Consider the following 17,222-nt stretch of genomic DNA (forward strand, 5'->3'; position numbering starts at 1 on the left):
CAGGAGACTCCCCGGGCGGGCAGAACTCATCGCACCCGCGCCACGAAGTCACGAAACGTCGCCCTCCAGCACCACCACGTCCTCCGCCCGGAACTCCACGCCCACCCCGGCGCCCTCCTCCGGCGCCTCCCGGAGCGGAAGCTCGGCCTCCAGGGCGGGCCCCTCGGCCGGACGGAGCCGTACGACGACCTGGCTGCCCCGGAAGGTCCGGGACTCCACCGTCCAGGCGGGACCGTCCTCCACGAGCCGCACCCCGCCCGGGCGGACGAGGAGCCGCCGCTCCCCCTCCGGCGAGCCGTCCGGGACCGGGACCTTCCCCCACACCGTCTGAGCGACCGTGCCGGTCACCCGCGCCGCCACCACGTTGTCGAAGCCCAGGAAGCGCGCCACGAACTCCGACGCGGGCCGCCGCCACACGTCGTCCGGCGCACCCGACTGGGCGATCCGCCCGTCCCGCATGACCACGAGCCGGTCGGCGAGCGCGAAGGCCTCGCCCTGGTCGTGGGTGACGGCGAGGACCGTCGTCCCGAGCCGCCCGAAGAGCTGCCGCAGCTCCACCACGAGCCGCTCCCGCAGGCCCCGGTCGAGCTGGCCGAGCGGCTCGTCGAGCATCAGGAGCCGGGGCCGGGGCGCGAGCGCGCGGGCGAGCGCCACCCGCTGCTGCTCGCCGCCGGACAGGGCGGCGACGGACCGCCGCCCGGCGCCGGGGAGGCCGACGAGGTCGAGCAGCTCCCGCACCCGCTCCGCCTGTTCGGCCTTCCCGGCGCCCCGCATGCGCAGGCCGAAGGAGACGTTGCCGCCGACGTCCCGCTGCGGGAAGAGCTGGTGGTCCTGGAACATCAGGCCGACGCCCCGCCGGTGCACCGGCACCCCGGCCTGGTCGGCGCCGCCGAGCAGCACCCGGCCGCCGTCGAGCGGCTGGAGCCCGGCGACGGCCCGCAGCAGCGTGGACTTGCCGCTGCCGCTCGGGCCGAGCACGCACACGATCTCGTGCTCGGCGACCTCCAGGTCCACGGCGTCGAGCACGGCCCGCTCCCCGAACCGTACGGTCGCGTCCTCGATCGACAGCATCAGAACTCCCCGGAGGTCCGGTCGGTGCGGAGCCGTTCGAGCAGCAGCAGGGACACCGCGCACACCACCATCAGAATCGTCGAGAGGGCCATCGCCTGGCCGTAGTTGAGCTCGCCGGGCCGGCCGAGCAGCCGGGCCACCGCCACCGGGAGCGTCGGGCTGTCGGGCCGGGCGATGAACACGGTCGCACCGAACTCTCCGAGCGACACCGCGAACGCGAACCCGGCCGCGATGAGCAGCGCCCGCCGCACCAGCGGCAGGTCCACCTCCCGCCAGGCCCGCCAGGGCGAGGCGCCGAGCACGGCCGCCGCCTCCCTCAGCCGCTCGTCGACCGCGCGCAGGACCGGCAGCATCGTCCGTACGACGAAGGGGACGCCGACCAGGGCCTGGGCGAGCGGTACGAGGATCCAGCTGGCCCGCAGGTCGAGCGGCGGCTCGTCGAGGGTGATGAGGAAGCCGAAGCCGACGGTGACGGCGGAGACCCCGAGCGGCAGCATGAGCAGCGCGTCGAAGCCCCGCACGAGCCGCCCGGCGCGCCTGGTCAGGGCCGCCGCCGCGAGGCCGCCGATCAGCACCGCGATGGCGGTGGCGGCCACCGCGTACCGCAGCGAGTTCCCGATCGCCTCCAGCGGCGGGACGAGGAAGGTCCCGGACTCGTCGAGCGAGCCGAGCGCCCGGTAGTAGCCGAGCCCGTACCCGTGCGGCCCGGCGAGGGAACGCTCCACGAGCACACCGAGCGGCAGCAGGATCAGCAGCGCCACGGAGAGCAGCACGCCCGCGAGCAGCGCCCACTGTCCGGCGCCGCGCGGCCGGCGCGCGGTCCGCTCCGGCGCCACGAGCCGCAGGGCGGTCTCCCGTCGCCGTACCGTCCAGGCGTGCACGCCCAGGATCGCGCCGACCGCCACGAACTGGACGAGCGTGAGCACGGCCGCCGTCGGCAGGTCGAGCAGCCGGGCGGTCTGCCGGTAGATCTCGGCCTCCAGCGTGGAGTACGCGTCCCCGCCGAGGATCTGCACGACGCCGAAGGAGGTGAAGGTGAAGAGGAAGACCATCAGGGCGGCCGCCGCCACCGCCGGCACGAGCGCGGGCAGCGTCACCGTCCGCCAGGCCGTCCAGCGCGAGGCGCCGAGGACCCGGGCGGCCTCCTCCTGGCGCGGGTCGAGCTGCGACCAGAGGCCGCCGACGGTCCGGACGACGACCGCGTAGTTGAAGAAGACGTGCGCGAGGAGGATCGCCCACACGCTGGTGTCGAGCCGCAGCCCCCACAGCTCGTCGGTGAGCCCGCCCCGGCCGACGAGCGCCAGGAACGCCGTGCCGACGAGGACGGTCGGCAGCACGAACGGCACCGTGACGACGGCCCGCAGCACGCTCTTGCCGGGGAAGTCGAAGCGGGCGAAGACGTACGCCCCGGGCAGCGCCACCAGGAGGGTGAGACCGGTGGAGGCGAGCGCCTGCCAGACGGTGAAGCCGAGCACGTCGAGGATGTCCGGTCGGCTCAGCGTCTCGCCGATCCGGCCGAACCGCCAGGCGCCGTCGGGGCGGAGCCCCCGGTCCACGATGGACACGACGGGCCAGGCGAAGAAGATCCCGAAGAACGCGACGGGCAGGGCCATCAGCCCCAGCCTCGTCGCGCTCCCCCGGGGGTCGCGGGTCACTTCAGGACGAGCGACGACCACTGCTGGATCCACGGGTCACGCTTCTCGGCGATCTTCTCGGGCGCCATGGTCTCCGGCTTCTCGATCACCACGCCGTGCTTGGTGAACAGCTCCGGCAGGGCCGCGTCCTTCGCCACCGGGTTGACGAACATCTGGAGCGGCATGTCCTCCTGGAACTTCTTGGAGATCAGGAAGTCGATCAGCGCCTTGCCGCCCTCGGGGTTCTTCGCGCCGTTCAGCAGGCCCGCGAACTCGGTCTGCCGGAAGCAGGTGCCGGTGGAGACGCCGGTGGGCGCCACCTTCGGCTGCGGCTCGCCGTACAGCACCTCGACCGGGGGGCTGGAGGCGTACGAGACGACCAGCGGCCGGTCGCCCTTGGCCTGCTTGCCGCCGGCCGAGCCGGAGAACTCCTGGTTGTAGGCGAGCTCCCAGCTGTCGACGGTCTTCACGCCGTTGGCCTTGAGCTTCTTCCAGTAGTCCTGCCAGCCCTCGTCGCCGTACTTCGCGGCCGTGCCGAGGAGGAACCCGAGGCCCGGGGAGGACCGCTCGGGGTTCTCCACCACCAGCAGGTCCTTGTACGCCGGCTTCGCGAGGTCGTCGAAGGTGACCGGCGGCGCCAGCTTCTTGTCCGCGAAGTACTTCTTGTCGTAGTTGACGCAGATGTCGCCGGAGTCGATCGGGGTGACCCGGTGCTCCTTGTCGAGCTGGTACGCGGCCGGGACCCGGTCCAGGCCCTTCGCCTCGTACGGGACGAAGATGCCGTTGTCGAGGGCGCGGGACAGCAGCGTGTTGTCGACGCCGAAGAAGACGTCGCCCTGCGGGGAGCCCTTGGTCAGGATCTCCTTGTTGACGGCCTCGCCGGCGTCGCCGCTCTTCAGCACCTTGACGGTGAAGCCGGTCTGCTTGGTGAAGTCCGCCAGCACCTCCTTGGAGGCGTTGAAGGAGTCGTGGCTCACGAGGGTGACGGTCTTGGGCGCGGGCGCGTCGGTCTTGCCGGCCGCCCCCCGGACGTCGTCGGTGCCGCACGCGGCCAGGCTGGTGACGCCGAGCGCCGCGACGATCGCGGCGGCGGCGGCCTTCTTGATGCTCACTGAGATTCCTCCTGGGTGTGACCAGGAAGAGACGCGGCCCCGCCCACCCGAAGGTGGGCAGGGCGCAACAGCTTGAGTTACGACCGAACTTCCTACCCAGAATGACCTGGGCGAGGTTCAGAGGGTCTGCGGTCCTACGGTGACCGCACTCTCAGCGCTGTGGCGCTCCCCTGTCGGAATATGGAGATGTGTTCGAGCTCAGACTACAAGGTCAGCGCTCGGTGGCCGCGAGCTGTCCACAGGCGCCGTCGATCTCCTGACCGCGGGTGTCCCGCACGGTCACCGGCACGCCGTGGCGGGCGATCGCCTCGACGAAGGCCTTCTCGTCCTCCGGGCGGGACGCCGTCCACTTCGAACCGGGCGTCGGGTTCAGCGGGATCAGGTTGACGTGCACCCGCTTGCCCTTGAGCAGCCGGCCCAGCAGGTCGCCGCGCCAGGCCTGGTCGTTGATGTCCCGGATGAGGGCGTACTCGATGGAGATCCGGCGCCCGGACTTCTCCGCGTACTCCCAGGCCGCGTCGAGGACCTCCCGCACCTTCCAGCGCGTGTTGACCGGCACCAGGGTGTCGCGCAGCTCGTCGTCCGGGGCGTGCAGCGACACCGCGAGACGGCACTTGAAGCCCTCGTCGGCGAAGCGCAGCATCGCGGGCACGAGACCGACGGTGGAGACGGTGATGCCGCGCTGCGAGAGCCCGAGCCCGTCCGGCTCGGGGTCCGTCAGCCTACGGATCGCCCCGACCACGCGCTTGTAGTTGGCGAGCGGCTCGCCCATGCCCATGAACACGATGTTGGAGAGCCGCGCCGGTCCCCCGGGCACCTCCCCGTCCCGCAGGGCCCGCATGCCGTCCACGATCTGGTGCACGATCTCGGCGGTCGACAGGTTCCGGTCGAGCCCCGCCTGCCCGGTCGCGCAGAACGGACAGTTCATGCCGCAGCCGGCCTGCGAGGAGATGCACATGGTGACCCGGTCCGGGTAGCGCATGAGCACCGACTCCACGAGCGTGCCGTCGTGCAGCCGCCACAGGGTCTTGCGGGTGGTGTCGTCGTCGCACGAGATGTGCCGCACCACGGACATCAGGTCGGGCAGCAGCTCCCCGGCCAGCTTCTCCCGCGAGGCGGCCGGGATGTCGGTCCACTCGGCGGGGTCGTGCGCGTACCGCGCGAAGTAGTGCGTGGACAGCTGCTTGGCGCGGAAGGGCTTCTCGCCGATCGCGGCGACGGCCTCCTTCCGCTCGGCGGGCGAGAGGTCGGCCAGGTGCCGCGGCGGCTTCTTGGCTCCGCGGGGGGCGACGAAAGTGAGTTCTCCGGGCTTCGGCATGGTGCTACCAGTGTCGCAGACACGCGCCGGTGTCCCGGCGCGTGAAGGGCGCGGGGCCTCACGGCCCGGGACGGCCCGGCTGGGTCGTGGGAATGCGCGAGGTGAAGAAGAGCGCCACGACGGAGGCGGCGGCGAGGATCGCGAGAGCCGCGCGCAGGCCGTCGAGGCGGGCCTCGGCGTTCGCGTCGAGCGCCGCCGCGGACGCCTGCGGGCTGGCGCCGGCCTCGTTCAGGGCGGTGGTGAGCTGCTCGTCCGAGAGGAAGGGGACGCCGCTCGCGAGTTCCACGACGGCCTTCTCCTTCACTTCGGCGGGGACGTCCGGGTTCTGTTCGATGCCGGCCAGGAACGACGAGGTGAGCGCGCCGATCATGAGCGATCCGGCGAGGGCGGTGCCGATCGAGGCGCCGAGGTTGGTGACCGAGTTCTGGAGGCCGCCGACCTCCGCACTCTGCCGGTCCGGCACGGCGGACACGGTGACCGCGCCCAGCTGGGAGGCCAGCGCACCCATCCCGAAGCCGACGAGCAGCAGCGGCACGGTGACGATCTCCGCGCCGGCGTCGGCGTCGAGCGCGGCCATCAGCACGACCGCGCCCGCGAGCAGCGCGAACACCCCGATCCGCACCACCCGGCGCGGGGACGCGTCGGGGAAGAGCCGGGGGATCAGGAGTGCGGCGGCCAGCAGGGTCACGGACAGCGGCAGGATCCAGACGCCGGTCCTGAGCGCGGACAGCCCCAGCGCGACCGACAGATAGAGCGGGACGACGAAGAAGACACCCATCTGCACGAGGTACTGGAAGAAGAACATGGTCAGGCCGCCGGTCAGCTGCCGGTTGCGCAGCATGTCCGGGTGGACGAGCGGCTCCCGGTGGCGTGCGACGAGCCGGCCCTCCCAGCGCAGGAAGAGCCAGATGAGCAGGAGTCCCGCCAGCATCAGCCACACGACCAGCGACACCCCGAGCCAGGCGGGCGCGTCCGTCTTCGGTCGTACCCAGCCCCACTCGTCCGAGCGGAGCACGCCGTACACGAAGACCCCGAGTCCGGCCGCGCAGAGCAGGGCGCCCAGGTAGTCGACCCGCGGGCGTTCCTCGCTGACGGCGTCGGCGATACGCCGGGCGAACACGAGGATCACCAGTACCAGCAGCACCTCGCCGGCGAAGACCCAGCGCCAGGAGAAGTACGTCGTGGCGATGCCGCCGATGAGGGGCCCGAGCGCGATCGCGACGGCTCCGGCCGCCGCGACGACGCCGTACGCCATGGGGCGCCGCTCGGTGGGGAAGTTGCCGGCCACCAGGGCCACGATCGCGGGCATGATGAGCGCCGCCCCGACGCCTTCGAGGAACGACCAGCCGAACAGCAGCAGCGGAAGGTTCGGCGCGAGGGCGGTGGTCAGGGAGCCGGCGGCGTAGACGCAGCAGCCGATCATGAAGGCGCGCTTGCGGCCGATCAGGGTCCCGACCTTGCCCCCGGGGATCATGAGCATGGCCATCACCAGCGTGTACGCGGTGATGGCGCCCTGGATTCCGGTGATGGTGGTGTCCACGTCCTCGGCCACCGTCGCGATGGACACGTTCATGACGGAGCTGTCGAGCGCCATGAGGAACTGCCCCGCCGCGAGGGTCAGCAGGACCGAGAGGGTCCCTGCGGGCCTCTCGGCCCGGCGTGCCGTGGGTGGTGTCATGGTCGACATCCTTCCCGCGCGGGGGCGGCGTGCCGCCGATCGGGCTCCCGCTTCCCCCACATGGCGGACACCTGAACGCGGACGGGCCCGCTGCCACGAAGGCAGCGGGCCCGTCCACGGAAAACGAAGTCGAGCGGCTCAGCCGGTCCCGACGAACAACGCCATCAGCAGCCACACCACCGGCGCCGTCGGCAGCAGCGAGTCCAGGCGGTCCATGATGCCGCCGTGCCCCGGCAGCAGCGTGCCCATGTCCTTGATGCCCAGGTCGCGCTTGATCATGGACTCGCCGAGGTCGCCGAGCGTCGCGCTCGCCGCCACCGCCAGGCCGAGGATCAGACCCTGCCACCAGGCACCCTCGTCGATCATGAACTCCATGCACAGCGCGCCCGCCCCCATCGCGAACGTCACCGCGCCGACCAGACCCTCCCGGGTCTTGCCGGGGCTGATCCGCGGGGCCAGCTTGTGCTTGCCGAAGCGCCAGCCGACCGCGTACGCCCCGGTGTCGCTGACCACGGTCAGGATCAGGAAGGTCAGCACCCGCTGCGGCCCGTCGTCCGCGGTCAGCAGCAGCGCCACGAAGGTCGCCAGGAACGGCACGTAGAACGCGGCGAAGACCCCCGCCGTGACGTCCTTCAGATAGCCCTCGGGCGGCTCCGTCATCCGCCAGACGAGCACCGCGAGCGCCGTCAGGGCCATCGCCACCCAGGCGCCCTCGGGGCCCCGGACGTAGCCGGCGACGACCATCGCCGCGCCGCCGACCGCGAGCGGGACCAGCGGAGCCTTGATCGCCTTGCGCTCCTGGAGGCGGGAGGTGAGCTCCCACAGGCCGACGACCACGGCGACCGCGATCACTCCGACGAACGCCGGCTTCCAGATGAACAGCGACGCGATGATGACGGCACCGAGACCGACCCCGACCCCTATGGCCGCGCCCAGGTCGCGGCCCGCGCTCTTCTTCTGCCGTGGTGCCGGCGGCGGAGGCGGGGTGGGGCTGGACATGGGCTCCTGCGGGTGCTCGTGCGGCGTCTCGTCACGGAACAGGGGACCGCTCGGGTGAGCGGCCCCCCGGCCGTGACCGTCCTGGAATCCGCCGGCGGGAACGTCGGGCACGATGGGCATGGGCCGAGTCTGCGCGGCCTGATGCCTATCGTATGCGGGACCCGCCGGGGCAGGCCCCTGGTCGGGTCCCCCACGGCCGGAACCGGCCGGGGCCCCCCAGGAAGAGTCGTTCATCAGACCTCGAGCAGCTCGGCTTCCTTGTGCTTGAGCAGCTCGTCCACCTGCGCGACGTACTTCGCGGTGGTGTCGTCGAGCTCCTTCTCGGCGCGGCGGCCCTCGTCCTCGCCGACCTCGCCGTCCTTGACGAGCTTGTCGATGGTCTCCTTGGCCTTGCGGCGCACCGAGCGGATCGAGATCTTCGAGTCCTCGGCCTTGCCCTTGGCGACCTTGATGTACTCCCGGCGGCGCTCCTCGGTCAGCTCGGGGAACACCACCCGGATGATGTTGCCGTCGTTGCTCGGGTTGACCCCGAGGTCCGAGTCCCGGATCGCCTGCTCGATGTTGCGCAGGGCGCTCTTGTCGAACGGCGTCACCACGGCCATGCGCGGCTCCGGGACGGAGAAGGACGCCAGCTGGTTGATGGGGGTGATGGCACCGTAGTAGTCGGCCACGATCTTGTTGAACATCGCCGGGTGCGCACGGCCGGTGCGGATCGCGGCGAAGTCCTCCTTGGCGACCACGACGGCCTTCTCCATCTTCTCCTCGGCCTCGAGGAGGGTCTCTTCGATCACCACTTGCTCCTGCGTGTCGTCGCGTTGTGTCCTGCACGGTGTACGACCGGCAGGGCTCTGTCCATCCCCTTGCGGGGCGGTTCCCCGGTTCGGGTCAGGCCCGGGTGCCCTGGTCGCTCACGAGCGTGCCGATCTTCTCACCCTTCACCGCGCGAGCGATATTGCCCTCGGCGAGCAGTTCGAAGACGAGGATCGGGAGGTTGTTGTCCCGGCACAGGGTGATGGCGGTGGCGTCGGCGACCTTGAGGTCGCGGGAGAGCACCTCGCCGTACTCGAGGGCGTCGAACTTGACCGCGTCGGGGTTGCTCTTCGGGTCGGAGTCGTAGACGCCGTCCACGCCGTTCTTGCCCATGAGCAGGGCCTCGGCGTCGATCTCCAGGGCACGCTGGGCGGCGGTGGTGTCCGTGGAGAAGTACGGCATGCCCATGCCCGCACCGAAGATGACCACGCGGCCCTTCTCCAGGTGGCGCACGGCGCGCAGCGGGATGTACGGCTCGGCGACCTGGCCCATGGTGATGGCGGTCTGGACGCGGGAGTCGATGCCCTCCTTCTCCAGGAAGTCCTGGAGGGCGAGGCAGTTCATCACCGTGCCGAGCATGCCCATGTAGTCGGAGCGGGCCCGGTCCATGCCGCGCTGCTGGAGCTCGGCGCCGCGGAAGAAGTTGCCGCCGCCGATCACGATCGCGATCTCCGCGCCGTCGCGGACGACGGCCGCGATCTCACGCGCGATGGCGTGCACGACGTCGGGGTCGACGCCCAGGCCGGTACCGCCGGAGAAGGCTTCTCCGGACAGCTTCAGCATGTAGCGGCCGGCCTTCTTGCCGTTGTTGTCGTCGCCCTGTACGGCGCCCTGGTTCATGGAGATCTCCTCGTGCACATACGAAGGAGGCCATTGCCTTGGGTCCTCACGGTATCCCGTACGGCAATGGCCTCCTCGTCAGATCTGCGGTCGTCCTGCGCGTGCGCGGTCGACTGCTTCAGACCCTACCGGGGTCCGGTGTCCGTCGCGTTCGCGTACGGACTCAGATGCCGACCTTGATGCGGGTGAAGCGCTTCAGGGTGACACCGGCCTCGTCCAGGACCTTCTGGACGGACTTCTTGTTGTCAAGGGCGTACGGCTGGCCGAGCAGCGTGGCGTCCTTGAAGAAGCCGTTCACGCGACCCTCGACGATCTTGGCGATCGCGGCCTCGGGCTTGCCCTCGGCGCGGGTGGTCTCCTCGGCGATGCGACGCTCGGACTCGACGACCTCGGCCGGAATGTCTTCCTTGGTGAGGTACTTCGGCGCGAAGGCGGCGATGTGCTGGGCGACACCCTTGGCGACGTCGGCGTCGGCCTTGTCGAACTCGACGAGGACACCGATCTGCGGCGGGAGGTCCGGCATCGTGCGGTGCATGTACGCGTAGACGAAGCCGTCCGCGTACTGCGCGAAGCGGTCCAGGACGATCTTCTCGCCGAGGTTGGCGTTGGCCTCGTCGACGTACGCCTGCACGGTCTTGCCGGCCTCGATCTCGGAGGCGAGCAGGGCCTCCAGGTCGGCCGGGGCGGTGGCGGCGACGTGCTTGGCCAGCTCGTTGGCGACGGCCTGGAACTTGTCACCCTTGGCGACGAAGTCCGTCTCGCACTTCAGCTCGACGAGGACGCCGGAGGTGTTGTCGTCGGCGATGAGGGAGACCACGGCGCCGTTCTCGGCAGAGCGGCCCTCGCGCTTGGCGACGCCCTTCTGGCCCTTGATACGGAGCGCCTCGACGGCCTTGTCGACGTTGCCGTCGGCCTCGTCCAGGGCCTTCTTGCAGTCCATCATGCCGGCGCCGGTGAGCTCGCGGAGCTTCTTGACGTCAGCGGCGGTGTAGTTCGCCATGAGTCTGTTTCTCTCTCGAAGTCTGAAAGATCGGGCGGGTCCACGGGTGGACGGCGGGGGCTTCGTGGGCCCCCGCCGTCGTCACCCGAAGGTCCTCAGGGTCCTGAAGGGTCAGGCCTGCTCGGCGTCCGCGGCCGGAGCCTCGGCGGCGGCCTCGGCCGGGGCGGCCTCGGCAGCGGGGGCCTCGGCGGCGGGGGCCTCGGCGGCCTCGTCGGCCTTCTTCTCACCCTCGAGCAGGTCGCGCTCCCACTCGGCGAGGGGCTCGCCGGCGGCCTTCTCGCCCGGCTTCGAGTCGCCGGTCGCGGCGCCGGAGCGGGCGATGAGGCCCTCGGCGACGGCGTCGGCGATCACGCGGGTGAGCAGGGTGACGGAGCGGATCGCGTCGTCGTTGCCCGGGATCTTGTAGTCGACCTCGTCGGGGTCGCAGTTGGTGTCGAGGATCGCGACGACCGGGATGTGGAGCTTGCGCGCCTCACCGACGGCGATGTGCTCCTTCTTGGTGTCGACGATCCAGACGGCGCTCGGCACCTTCTGCATCTCGCGGATACCACCGAGGGTCTTCTCCAGCTTGGCCTTCTCGCGGGAGAGGACCAGGAGCTCCTTCTTGGTGAGACCCGAGGCGGCGACGTCCTCGAAGTCGATCTGCTCGAGCTCCTTGAGGCGCTGCAGACGCTTGTAGACGGTGGAGAAGTTGGTGAGCATGCCACCGAGCCAACGCTGGTTGACGTACGGCATGCCGACACGCGTCGCCTGCTCGGCGATGGCCTCCTGGGCCTGCTTCTTCGTACCGACGAACATGATGGAGCCGCCGTGCGCGACGGTCTCCTTGACGAACTCGTAGGCGCGGTCGATGTACGACAGCGACTGGAGCAGGTCGATGATGTAGATGCCGTTGCGCTCGGTGAAGATGAAGCGCTTCATCTTCGGGTTCCAGCGACGGGTCTGGTGACCGAAGTGGACGCCGCTCTCCAGCAGCTCCCGCATCGTGACGACGGCCATGGCCGTATCTCCTTGAGTTTCTCGGTTGTGTTCCTGACGCCCCGGCGCGCCGTGCCACGAAGGACCGAAAGGCGCTGCCACCCGCCTCGAGGACAGGTGGCGGGGCGTGCGAAGTCGACCCGGTGACCCGAGTCGCCATAGGAAGTGTACGGGACCCCGGGAGCACTGGGTGACGGCGCTGTCCACAACGGGCGAACCATCCACAGATACCGGCCGTGCCTCTCGGGCCCCGGACGGCGGGGGGAGCCTTCCCCCATGCGTCTGACGACCCTGTTCCTCGCCCTGGCCCTCCTGTGGCCGGTGGGCCCGCCCCCGCCGGAGATCCTCCGCGGCTGGCAGCCCCCGGCCGGCCCGTACGCCGCCGGTCACCGCGGTGTCGACCTCGCCGCGCCCCCGGGCGCCCCGGTGCTCGCCCCGGCCGCGGGCACGGTCACCTTCGCGGGCCCGGTGGGCGGCCGCGGCGTCGTCACCCTCACCCTCCCGGGCACGGGCGCTCCCCCGCTGCGCACGACCTTCAGCCCGGTGGCCCCGCTGGTGCCGCCCGGGACCCGGGTGTCACCGGGCACACCCATCGCCCGGGTCGCGGAGAGCACCCACTGCCCCGAGTCCTGCCTCCACTGGGGCCTCCTCAGGGGCGAGGAGTACCTGAACCCCCTCCTCCTGACGAGAAGGGCCCCGTCGCGTCTGCTCCCGCTCGGCGACGGCCGGGGGATGCCCTGCCGATCGGCCAGGGGATGCCTTGTCGATCAGGCCTGGGGGCCGGCGACGCCGTGGAGGGCCATCGTGACCGCCGCCTCGGCGATGTCCGTGGGGTCTTCGGCCGCGCCGAGCTCGATGCGGCGGACGGCGGCGTCGACGACGCCCTGGAGGAGCATGGCGCCCAGGCGGGGCTGGGGCTGGCCCAGGGCGGCGAGGGCTTCGACGATCATGGCGACGAGTCCGCCGTGGGCCGCGCGGATCCTCTCGCGGGCACCGTCCTCCAGTTCGCTCGCCGAGATGGCGACGACCGCCCGGTGGCGCCGGTCCCCGACGAGGTCGAGCTGGGTGCGGACGTACGCCTCGACCTTGCCGCGCGGCGTCTCGGCGCCGGCCATGGCGGCCTCGACCTCGGCGGCCCAGACCGGGAAGTCGACGGCGCAGAGCTCCTCGACGACGGCGGCGCGGGACCGGAAGTACTCGTAGACCGACGAGCGGGCCAGGCCCGTGCGCTCGGCGAGGGCGGGGAAGGTCAGTGCCTCCGTACCCCCCTCGGACAGCAGGGAACGCGCGGCGTCCAGGAGGGCGCCGCGCTGCATCGTCCGGTGCTCGGCCACCGAGGCCGCTCGAATCCTGGGCACGGCTCCACTGTACGACCGGCCCGCAAGGTCAGCGGCCGACGTCGGCCAGCTTGGCGCGGAGCTGCAGGACGGACTTGGTGTGGATCTGGCTGACGCGGCTCTCGGTGACGCCGAGGACGTGGCCGATCTCGGCGAGGGTCAGGCCCTCGTAGTAGTAGAGCGTGACGACGGTCTTCTCCCGTTCGGGGAGCGTGTTGATGGCGCGGGCGAGCAGTCGGCGCAGCTCGCGGTCCTCGGCGACCTCGACGGGGTTGTCGGCGGCGGTGTCCTCGAGGGTGTCCATGAGGGAGAGGCGGTCGCCGCCCTCGCCTCCGACGTGCAGCAGCTCTTCCAGGGCGACCACGTTCGCCAGGGACAACTGGCTGAAGACGGCGTGCAGTTCCTCCAGAGTGATCTCCATCTCCGCGGCGACCTCGCTCTCGGAGGGGGTGCGCCGGAGCTGGGCCTCGAGGGTGGCGTAGGCGCGCTCGACGTTGCGGGCCTTCTGGCGGACGGAGCGCGGGATCCAGTCCAGGGCACGGAGTTCGTCGATCATGGCGCCGCGGATGCGGGTGATGGCGTACGTCTCGAACTTGATCGCGCGCTCGACGTCGAACTTCTCGATGGCGTCGATGAGGCCGAAGACCCCGGAGGAGACGAAGTCGGCCTGCTCCACGTTGGACGGCAGCCCCACGCTGACCCGTCCGGCGACGTATTTGACGAGCGGCGAGTAGTGCAGGATCAGCTGCTCCCGCAGCCGCTCGTCGCCGGTGTCCTTGTACGAGCGCCACAGCTCGTCGAGTGAGGTCGGTGCGGGCGGTCGCACGGTGCCCCGGGCTGCTGGGGGCACCGCAGCGCGGTCAGACCCGGAGGTGTGCTGGGGCATGCGTTGCCTTGAGCCGTTCTGCTGTCGGGTGTGTCGGTGCGGGTGTCCTGGAGGGAATCCTGGTGAGCGTAGCGTGAGTGGACTGTCGCGGTGCGCGAACATCGGCGGATCGCGCCGCTCCGGGTGGACGCCGTCGGCCACATCTTCGAACCGGGGCCGTGGCGCGTTTCGACCCCCCGGACGCGGCCGAGAGAACTCGGTTGTTCATCTCCAGCACCCTTTCACCCGAATGCTCCAGGTCAAGGACCGCCTCGCCGCGCGTTCGACGCTTCTGTCGCGGTGTTCGTCAACCGCCATCCCTCCCCGTGCCGCTCGACGAAGCCGAGCGAGTGGAGTTCGTACAGCTTGGCGAGGGTGTCGTCGGGGGTGGTTCCGGCGCGGCGGGCGATGACGGTGGTGGGCGTGGGGCCGCGGGCGGGGACCGCTTCGAGGACGTGCGCGGTGGCGGGGGCGAGGAGGTCGCGGGGCAGGACGGGGCCCCGGCGGGCGGGGGCGAGCTGGCCGATGTCGCCGACGAGTTCGACGATCTCGTCGGCGTCGGTGACGAGGGTGGCGTCGCCGCGCAGGAGTTCGTGGACGCCGGCGGAGAGTGCGCTGGTGACGGGGCCGGGGACGCCCATGGTGTGGCGACCGAGGCGCCCGGCGGCGCGGGCGGTGACGAGGGAGCCGCTGCGGTGCTGGGCCTCGACGACGACCGTTCCCCGGGTGAGGGCGGCGATGACGCGGTTGCGGAGGATGAAGCGGCTGGGTGTGGGATGGCTGTCGGGCGGCAACTCGCCGACGACGAGGCCTTGTTCCGCGATGCGCCGGATGAGCCGGTCGTGGCCGCGGGGGTAGGGGGTGTCGACGCCGCAGGCGAGGACGGCGACGGTGGCGCCGCCGGCGGCGAGGGCGCCCCGGTGGGCGGCGCCGTCGATGCCGTAGGCGGCTCCGGAGACGATGACCCAGCCCTGTCGGCTGAGGTCGGCGGCGAGGTCGGCGGCGGTGTGGGCGCCGTACGGGGTGCAGGCGCGGGCGCCGACGAGGGCGACGGAGCGCAGCGCCCAGGTGCGCAGGTCGGCCGGGCCGCGGACCCAGAGGCCGATGGGGCGGGCGTCTCCGAGGTCGTCGAGTTGACGTGGCCATTCGGGGTCGCCGGGGACGAGGAAGCGGCCGTCGAGGCCGTGGACGGTGTCGAGGTCGTGGCCGGGGCGGGCGGCGGTGGCGCGTTGACGCCAGGAGGCGACGCGCTTGGCTCCGGTGCCGGGGAAGGGGGAGGTGTCGTCCCCGGCGTGGAGCAGGCGGTCGAGGAAGCCGGTGGCGCCGTACCGGCGGAGCCACCGGCCGGCGTGTTCGTCGCCGGGTTCGACGGCGCGGCTGAGGGTGGCACGGGCCAGGTGCTCTTCGGTGGGGGCGGTCGGGGCGGTGGGAGCGGTCAGGGCGGTGGGGGCCGTGCGGATGCTCGGAGCCGTGGGAACGCTCGGGGCCGTGCGGGTGGGGTCGGTGGTCATGCGGGCTCCCCCGCTCCGACGGGCACGCCGCGGGCGACGCCTGTGCGCAGTTCGAGGGCGAGGGCGACGTCCTGGCCGTCGGGACGGTCGTGTCCGGCGAGGTCGGCGACGGTCCAGGCGACGCGGAGGACCCGGTCGAGGCCGCGGGCGGTGAGCAGTCCGCGTTCGACGTCGCGCTCGGCGGTGGCGAGGGCCCCGGGTGCGGCGAGGTAGCGGGTGCGGAGCTCGTGCCCGGGAATCTCGCTGTTCACCCTCCAGGGGGTGCCGGCGAGGCGGGCGGCGGACCTGGTCCGGGCTTCGTGGACCCGGGCGGCGACGACGGCGGTGGTCTCGCCCCGGCCGCCCTGTCCGAGCAGGTCGGCGCGGGTGACGGGTTCGACTTCCACCCGGAGGTCGACGCGGTCGAGCAGGGGCCCGGAGAGCCGTGCCTGGTAGCGGCGGACGAGGGAGGCGGGGCATTCGCATCCGGCGCCGTACAGCGTGTGCCGGCCGCAGGGGCAGGGGTTGGCGGCGAGGGCGAGGAGGAAACGGGCGGGGAGGCGGACGACGCCGGCGGCGCGGGCGATGACGACGTGTCCGGATTCGAGGGGCTGGCGGAGCGCGTCGAGGGCCTTGCCGGAGAACTCCGGGGCTTCGTCCAGGAACAGCACGCCGCGATGGGCCAGGGACACGGCGCCGGGCCTGGGGAGACCGTTCCCGCCGCCGACGAGGGACTGCATGGTGGCGGAGTGGTGGGGCGCGCAGTAGGGGGCGCGGCGGACGAGGGGTTCGCCGGGCGGGAGGATGCCGGCGACGGAGTGGACGGCGGTGACTTCCAGGGATTCCTGTCGGGTGAGGGGCGGCAGGATGCCGGGGAGGCGCTCGGCCAGCATGGTCTTTCCCGCGCCCGGCGGGCCGGAGAGGAGCAGGTGGTGGCCGCCCGCCGCGGCGACCTCCAGGGCGAGGCGGGCCCGGTGCTGACCGGCGACGTCGGTGAGGTCGGGTCCTTCGGTGGGCGCGGCGGCGAGTCCGGTGCCGATGCCGGCGCCGGGGACGAGGAGTCCGGCGAGCATGGCGTCGGGCCGGCCTTCCTCGCCGGCTTCCTCGTCGGGGACGGGTTCGTCGGTGAGGACGGCGATCAGCTGGCGGAGGGTGCGGACGCCGAGGACGGAGACGCCGGGGACGAGCGAGGCCTCGCCGGCGGTCTGTTCGGGGACGACGACCTGGCTGTATCCGGCTTCGGCGGCGGCGAGGACGGCGGGCAGGATGCCCCGGACGGGCCGGACGCGTCCGTCGAGGCCGAGTTCGCCGATGAGGACGAGGTCGGCGATGGTCCGGGGGTCGATCCGCTCGGCGGCACCGAGGACGGCTGCGGCGACGGCCAAGTCGAATCCGCTGCCGCCCTTGGGGACGGAGGCCGGGCTGAGGCCGACGGTCAGCTTCTTCTGGGGCCATTCGGCGCCGGAGTTGACGACGGCGGCGCGGACCCGGTCGCGGCTCTCGCTGAGGCTCTTGTCGGGGAGGCCGACGAGGGTGAAGGCGGCGACGCCGGGTTCGAGGTCGGCCTGGACCTCGACGACGACGCCTTCGACGCCGACGAGGGCGACGGAGCAGGTGCGGGCGAATCCCATCAGGCCACCCCCTGGGCGTGGGTGAGGACGGGGGCGCCCTTGCGCGGCAGGACGATGCCGACGAGGTCGATGCGGACGCCGCCGGCGGGGGCCGGGATGTCGTTGCGGTCGAGCCAGCAGGCGGCGAGGCGGCGGAGCCGCTCGGCCTTGTCGGCTGTGACGGCGGCCATCGGGTGCTCGTAGGGGCCGTCGCGCCGGGTCTTGACCTCGCAGATGACGAGGGTGTCGCCGTCGCGGGCGACGATGTCGATCTCGCCGGTCCGGCCGCAGCGCCAGTTGCGGGCGAGGATGTGCATGCCGGTCGCGGTGAGCCGGCGGGTCGCCAGCTCCTCCCCGTACCGTCCGAGGGCTTGGGTCTTGTTCATGCGGTACCACCTCCGTCACCGACTGTGACGGAGGGCGGCGGACCGCGTGCGGCGCTGTGGACGGGCCGGGGGCTGTGGAGAACCGGTTCACCCC

Annotated in this window: 15 protein-coding genes, 1 pseudogene and 1 riboswitch; of the genes and pseudogenes, 1 reads left to right on the forward strand and 15 read right to left on the reverse strand. The window is 72.0% G+C overall.

From position 1 onward, the window contains the following. Positions 1-48: 48 nt before the first annotated feature. The 10 genes from BLW86_RS10895 to rpsB form a co-directional block, all read right to left on the reverse strand. Positions 49-1,071, reverse strand: coding sequence for an ABC transporter ATP-binding protein (locus BLW86_RS10895; RefSeq protein WP_093873861.1), 1,023 nt, complete (start codon positions 1,069-1,071; stop codon positions 49-51). Beyond that, positions 1,071-2,684 (reverse strand): ABC transporter permease, encoded by a 1,614-nt coding sequence (locus tag BLW86_RS10900; RefSeq protein WP_093873862.1) that lies wholly within the window; start codon positions 2,682-2,684, stop codon positions 1,071-1,073. Before BLW86_RS10900 ends, BLW86_RS10895 begins: the two co-directional genes overlap by 1 nt. A gap of 38 nt (positions 2,685-2,722) precedes the next feature. Then, positions 2,723-3,817, reverse strand: a complete 1,095-nt coding sequence (locus BLW86_RS10905; protein WP_093873863.1) for a thiamine ABC transporter substrate-binding protein — start codon at positions 3,815-3,817, stop codon at positions 2,723-2,725. 71 nt (positions 3,818-3,888) lie between these two features. After that, positions 3,889-3,999, reverse strand: a riboswitch (TPP riboswitch). 29 nt (positions 4,000-4,028) lie between these two features. Then, positions 4,029-5,135 (reverse strand): dual-specificity RNA methyltransferase RlmN, encoded by a 1,107-nt coding sequence (gene rlmN, locus BLW86_RS10910; RefSeq protein ID WP_093873864.1) that lies wholly within the window; start codon positions 5,133-5,135, stop codon positions 4,029-4,031. Between the two features lie 58 nt (positions 5,136-5,193). Continuing rightward, positions 5,194-6,813, reverse strand: a complete 1,620-nt coding sequence (locus BLW86_RS10915) for an MFS transporter (protein WP_093873865.1) — start codon at positions 6,811-6,813, stop codon at positions 5,194-5,196. 138 nt (positions 6,814-6,951) lie between these two features. Next, positions 6,952-8,046: a phosphatidate cytidylyltransferase gene (locus BLW86_RS10920; protein ID WP_093873866.1), complete on the reverse strand. Its 1,095-nt coding sequence runs from the start codon at positions 8,044-8,046 to the stop codon at positions 6,952-6,954. Then, positions 8,046-8,603 (reverse strand): ribosome recycling factor, encoded by a 558-nt coding sequence (gene frr / locus BLW86_RS10925; RefSeq protein WP_026057589.1) that lies wholly within the window; start codon positions 8,601-8,603, stop codon positions 8,046-8,048. Before frr ends, BLW86_RS10920 begins: the two co-directional genes overlap by 1 nt. Before the next feature lie 94 nt (positions 8,604-8,697). Continuing rightward, positions 8,698-9,462, reverse strand: coding sequence for a UMP kinase (gene pyrH / locus BLW86_RS10930; RefSeq protein ID WP_093878609.1), 765 nt, complete (start codon positions 9,460-9,462; stop codon positions 8,698-8,700). A gap of 163 nt (positions 9,463-9,625) precedes the next feature. Beyond that, positions 9,626-10,462: a translation elongation factor Ts gene (gene tsf, locus BLW86_RS10935; protein WP_093873867.1), complete on the reverse strand. Its 837-nt coding sequence runs from the start codon at positions 10,460-10,462 to the stop codon at positions 9,626-9,628. Between the two features lie 111 nt (positions 10,463-10,573). Then, positions 10,574-11,461 carry a 30S ribosomal protein S2 gene (rpsB, locus tag BLW86_RS10940; RefSeq protein WP_093873868.1) on the reverse strand — a complete coding sequence of 296 codons (888 nt, stop codon included), beginning with the start codon at positions 11,459-11,461 and terminating at the stop codon, positions 10,574-10,576. 255 nt (positions 11,462-11,716) lie between these two features. On the opposite strand from rpsB, the pseudogene BLW86_RS10945 reads away from it, so the two are divergent. Continuing rightward, positions 11,717-12,055 (forward strand): annotated as a pseudogene (locus BLW86_RS10945) (peptidoglycan DD-metalloendopeptidase family protein); the annotation flags it as partial. Positions 12,056-12,207: 152 nt separating this feature from the next. Here the strand turns inward: BLW86_RS10945 and BLW86_RS10950 are convergent. The 5 genes from BLW86_RS10950 to BLW86_RS10970 all read right to left on the reverse strand — a co-directional run bounded on the left by BLW86_RS10950 (position 12,208) and on the right by BLW86_RS10970 (position 17,128). After that, positions 12,208-12,774, reverse strand: coding sequence for a TetR/AcrR family transcriptional regulator (locus tag BLW86_RS10950; RefSeq protein WP_093873869.1), 567 nt, complete (start codon positions 12,772-12,774; stop codon positions 12,208-12,210). Between the two features lie 52 nt (positions 12,775-12,826). Beyond that, positions 12,827-13,663, reverse strand: a complete 837-nt coding sequence (whiG, locus tag BLW86_RS10955; RefSeq protein ID WP_041131468.1) for an RNA polymerase sigma factor WhiG — start codon at positions 13,661-13,663, stop codon at positions 12,827-12,829. A 239-nt stretch (positions 13,664-13,902) separates the two neighbouring features. Beyond that, positions 13,903-15,153, reverse strand: coding sequence for a DNA-processing protein DprA (gene dprA / locus BLW86_RS10960; RefSeq protein ID WP_093873870.1), 1,251 nt, complete (start codon positions 15,151-15,153; stop codon positions 13,903-13,905). Continuing rightward, entirely contained in the window at positions 15,150-16,763 is a 1,614-nt protein-coding gene (locus BLW86_RS10965) for a YifB family Mg chelatase-like AAA ATPase (protein WP_093873871.1), read from the reverse strand. Before BLW86_RS10965 ends, dprA begins: the two co-directional genes overlap by 4 nt. Further along, the gene (locus tag BLW86_RS10970) at positions 16,763-17,128 is read right to left on the reverse strand and encodes a YraN family protein (RefSeq protein WP_093873872.1); all 366 of its coding nucleotides are present in this window, start codon (positions 17,126-17,128) and stop codon (positions 16,763-16,765) included. The genes BLW86_RS10965 and BLW86_RS10970 overlap by 1 nt, the downstream gene beginning before the upstream one ends. Positions 17,129-17,222: the final 94 nt, after the last annotated feature.

The organism is Streptomyces sp. TLI_105 (assembly GCF_900105415.1).
Lineage (GTDB): Bacteria > Actinomycetota > Actinomycetes > Streptomycetales > Streptomycetaceae > Streptomyces.

What these genes read in the sequence shown, in the direction of transcription:
- BLW86_RS10895 (WP_093873861.1), bottom strand. Translation starts at nt 1,071, where the DNA reads ATGCTGTCGATCGAGGACGCGACCGTACGGTTCGGGGAGCGGGCCGTG.
- BLW86_RS10900 (WP_093873862.1), bottom strand. Translation starts at nt 2,684, where the DNA reads ATGGCCCTGCCCGTCGCGTTCTTCGGGATCTTCTTCGCCTGGCCCGTC.
- rlmN (WP_093873864.1), bottom strand. Translation starts at nt 5,135, where the DNA reads ATGCCGAAGCCCGGAGAACTCACTTTCGTCGCCCCCCGCGGAGCCAAG.
- BLW86_RS10915 (WP_093873865.1), bottom strand. Translation starts at nt 6,813, where the DNA reads ATGACACCACCCACGGCACGCCGGGCCGAGAGGCCCGCAGGGACCCTC.
- BLW86_RS10920 (WP_093873866.1), bottom strand. Translation starts at nt 8,046, where the DNA reads ATGAACGACTCTTCCTGGGGGGCCCCGGCCGGTTCCGGCCGTGGGGGA.
- pyrH (WP_093878609.1), bottom strand. Translation starts at nt 9,462, where the DNA reads ATGAACCAGGGCGCCGTACAGGGCGACGACAACAACGGCAAGAAGGCC.
- tsf (WP_093873867.1), bottom strand. Translation starts at nt 10,462, where the DNA reads ATGGCGAACTACACCGCCGCTGACGTCAAGAAGCTCCGCGAGCTCACC.
- rpsB (WP_093873868.1), bottom strand. Translation starts at nt 11,461, where the DNA reads ATGGCCGTCGTCACGATGCGGGAGCTGCTGGAGAGCGGCGTCCACTTC.
- whiG (WP_041131468.1), bottom strand. Translation starts at nt 13,663, where the DNA reads ATGCCCCAGCACACCTCCGGGTCTGACCGCGCTGCGGTGCCCCCAGCA.
- dprA (WP_093873870.1), bottom strand. Translation starts at nt 15,153, where the DNA reads ATGACCACCGACCCCACCCGCACGGCCCCGAGCGTTCCCACGGCTCCG.
- BLW86_RS10965 (WP_093873871.1), bottom strand. Translation starts at nt 16,763, where the DNA reads ATGGGATTCGCCCGCACCTGCTCCGTCGCCCTCGTCGGCGTCGAAGGC.
- BLW86_RS10970 (WP_093873872.1), bottom strand. Translation starts at nt 17,128, where the DNA reads ATGAACAAGACCCAAGCCCTCGGACGGTACGGGGAGGAGCTGGCGACC.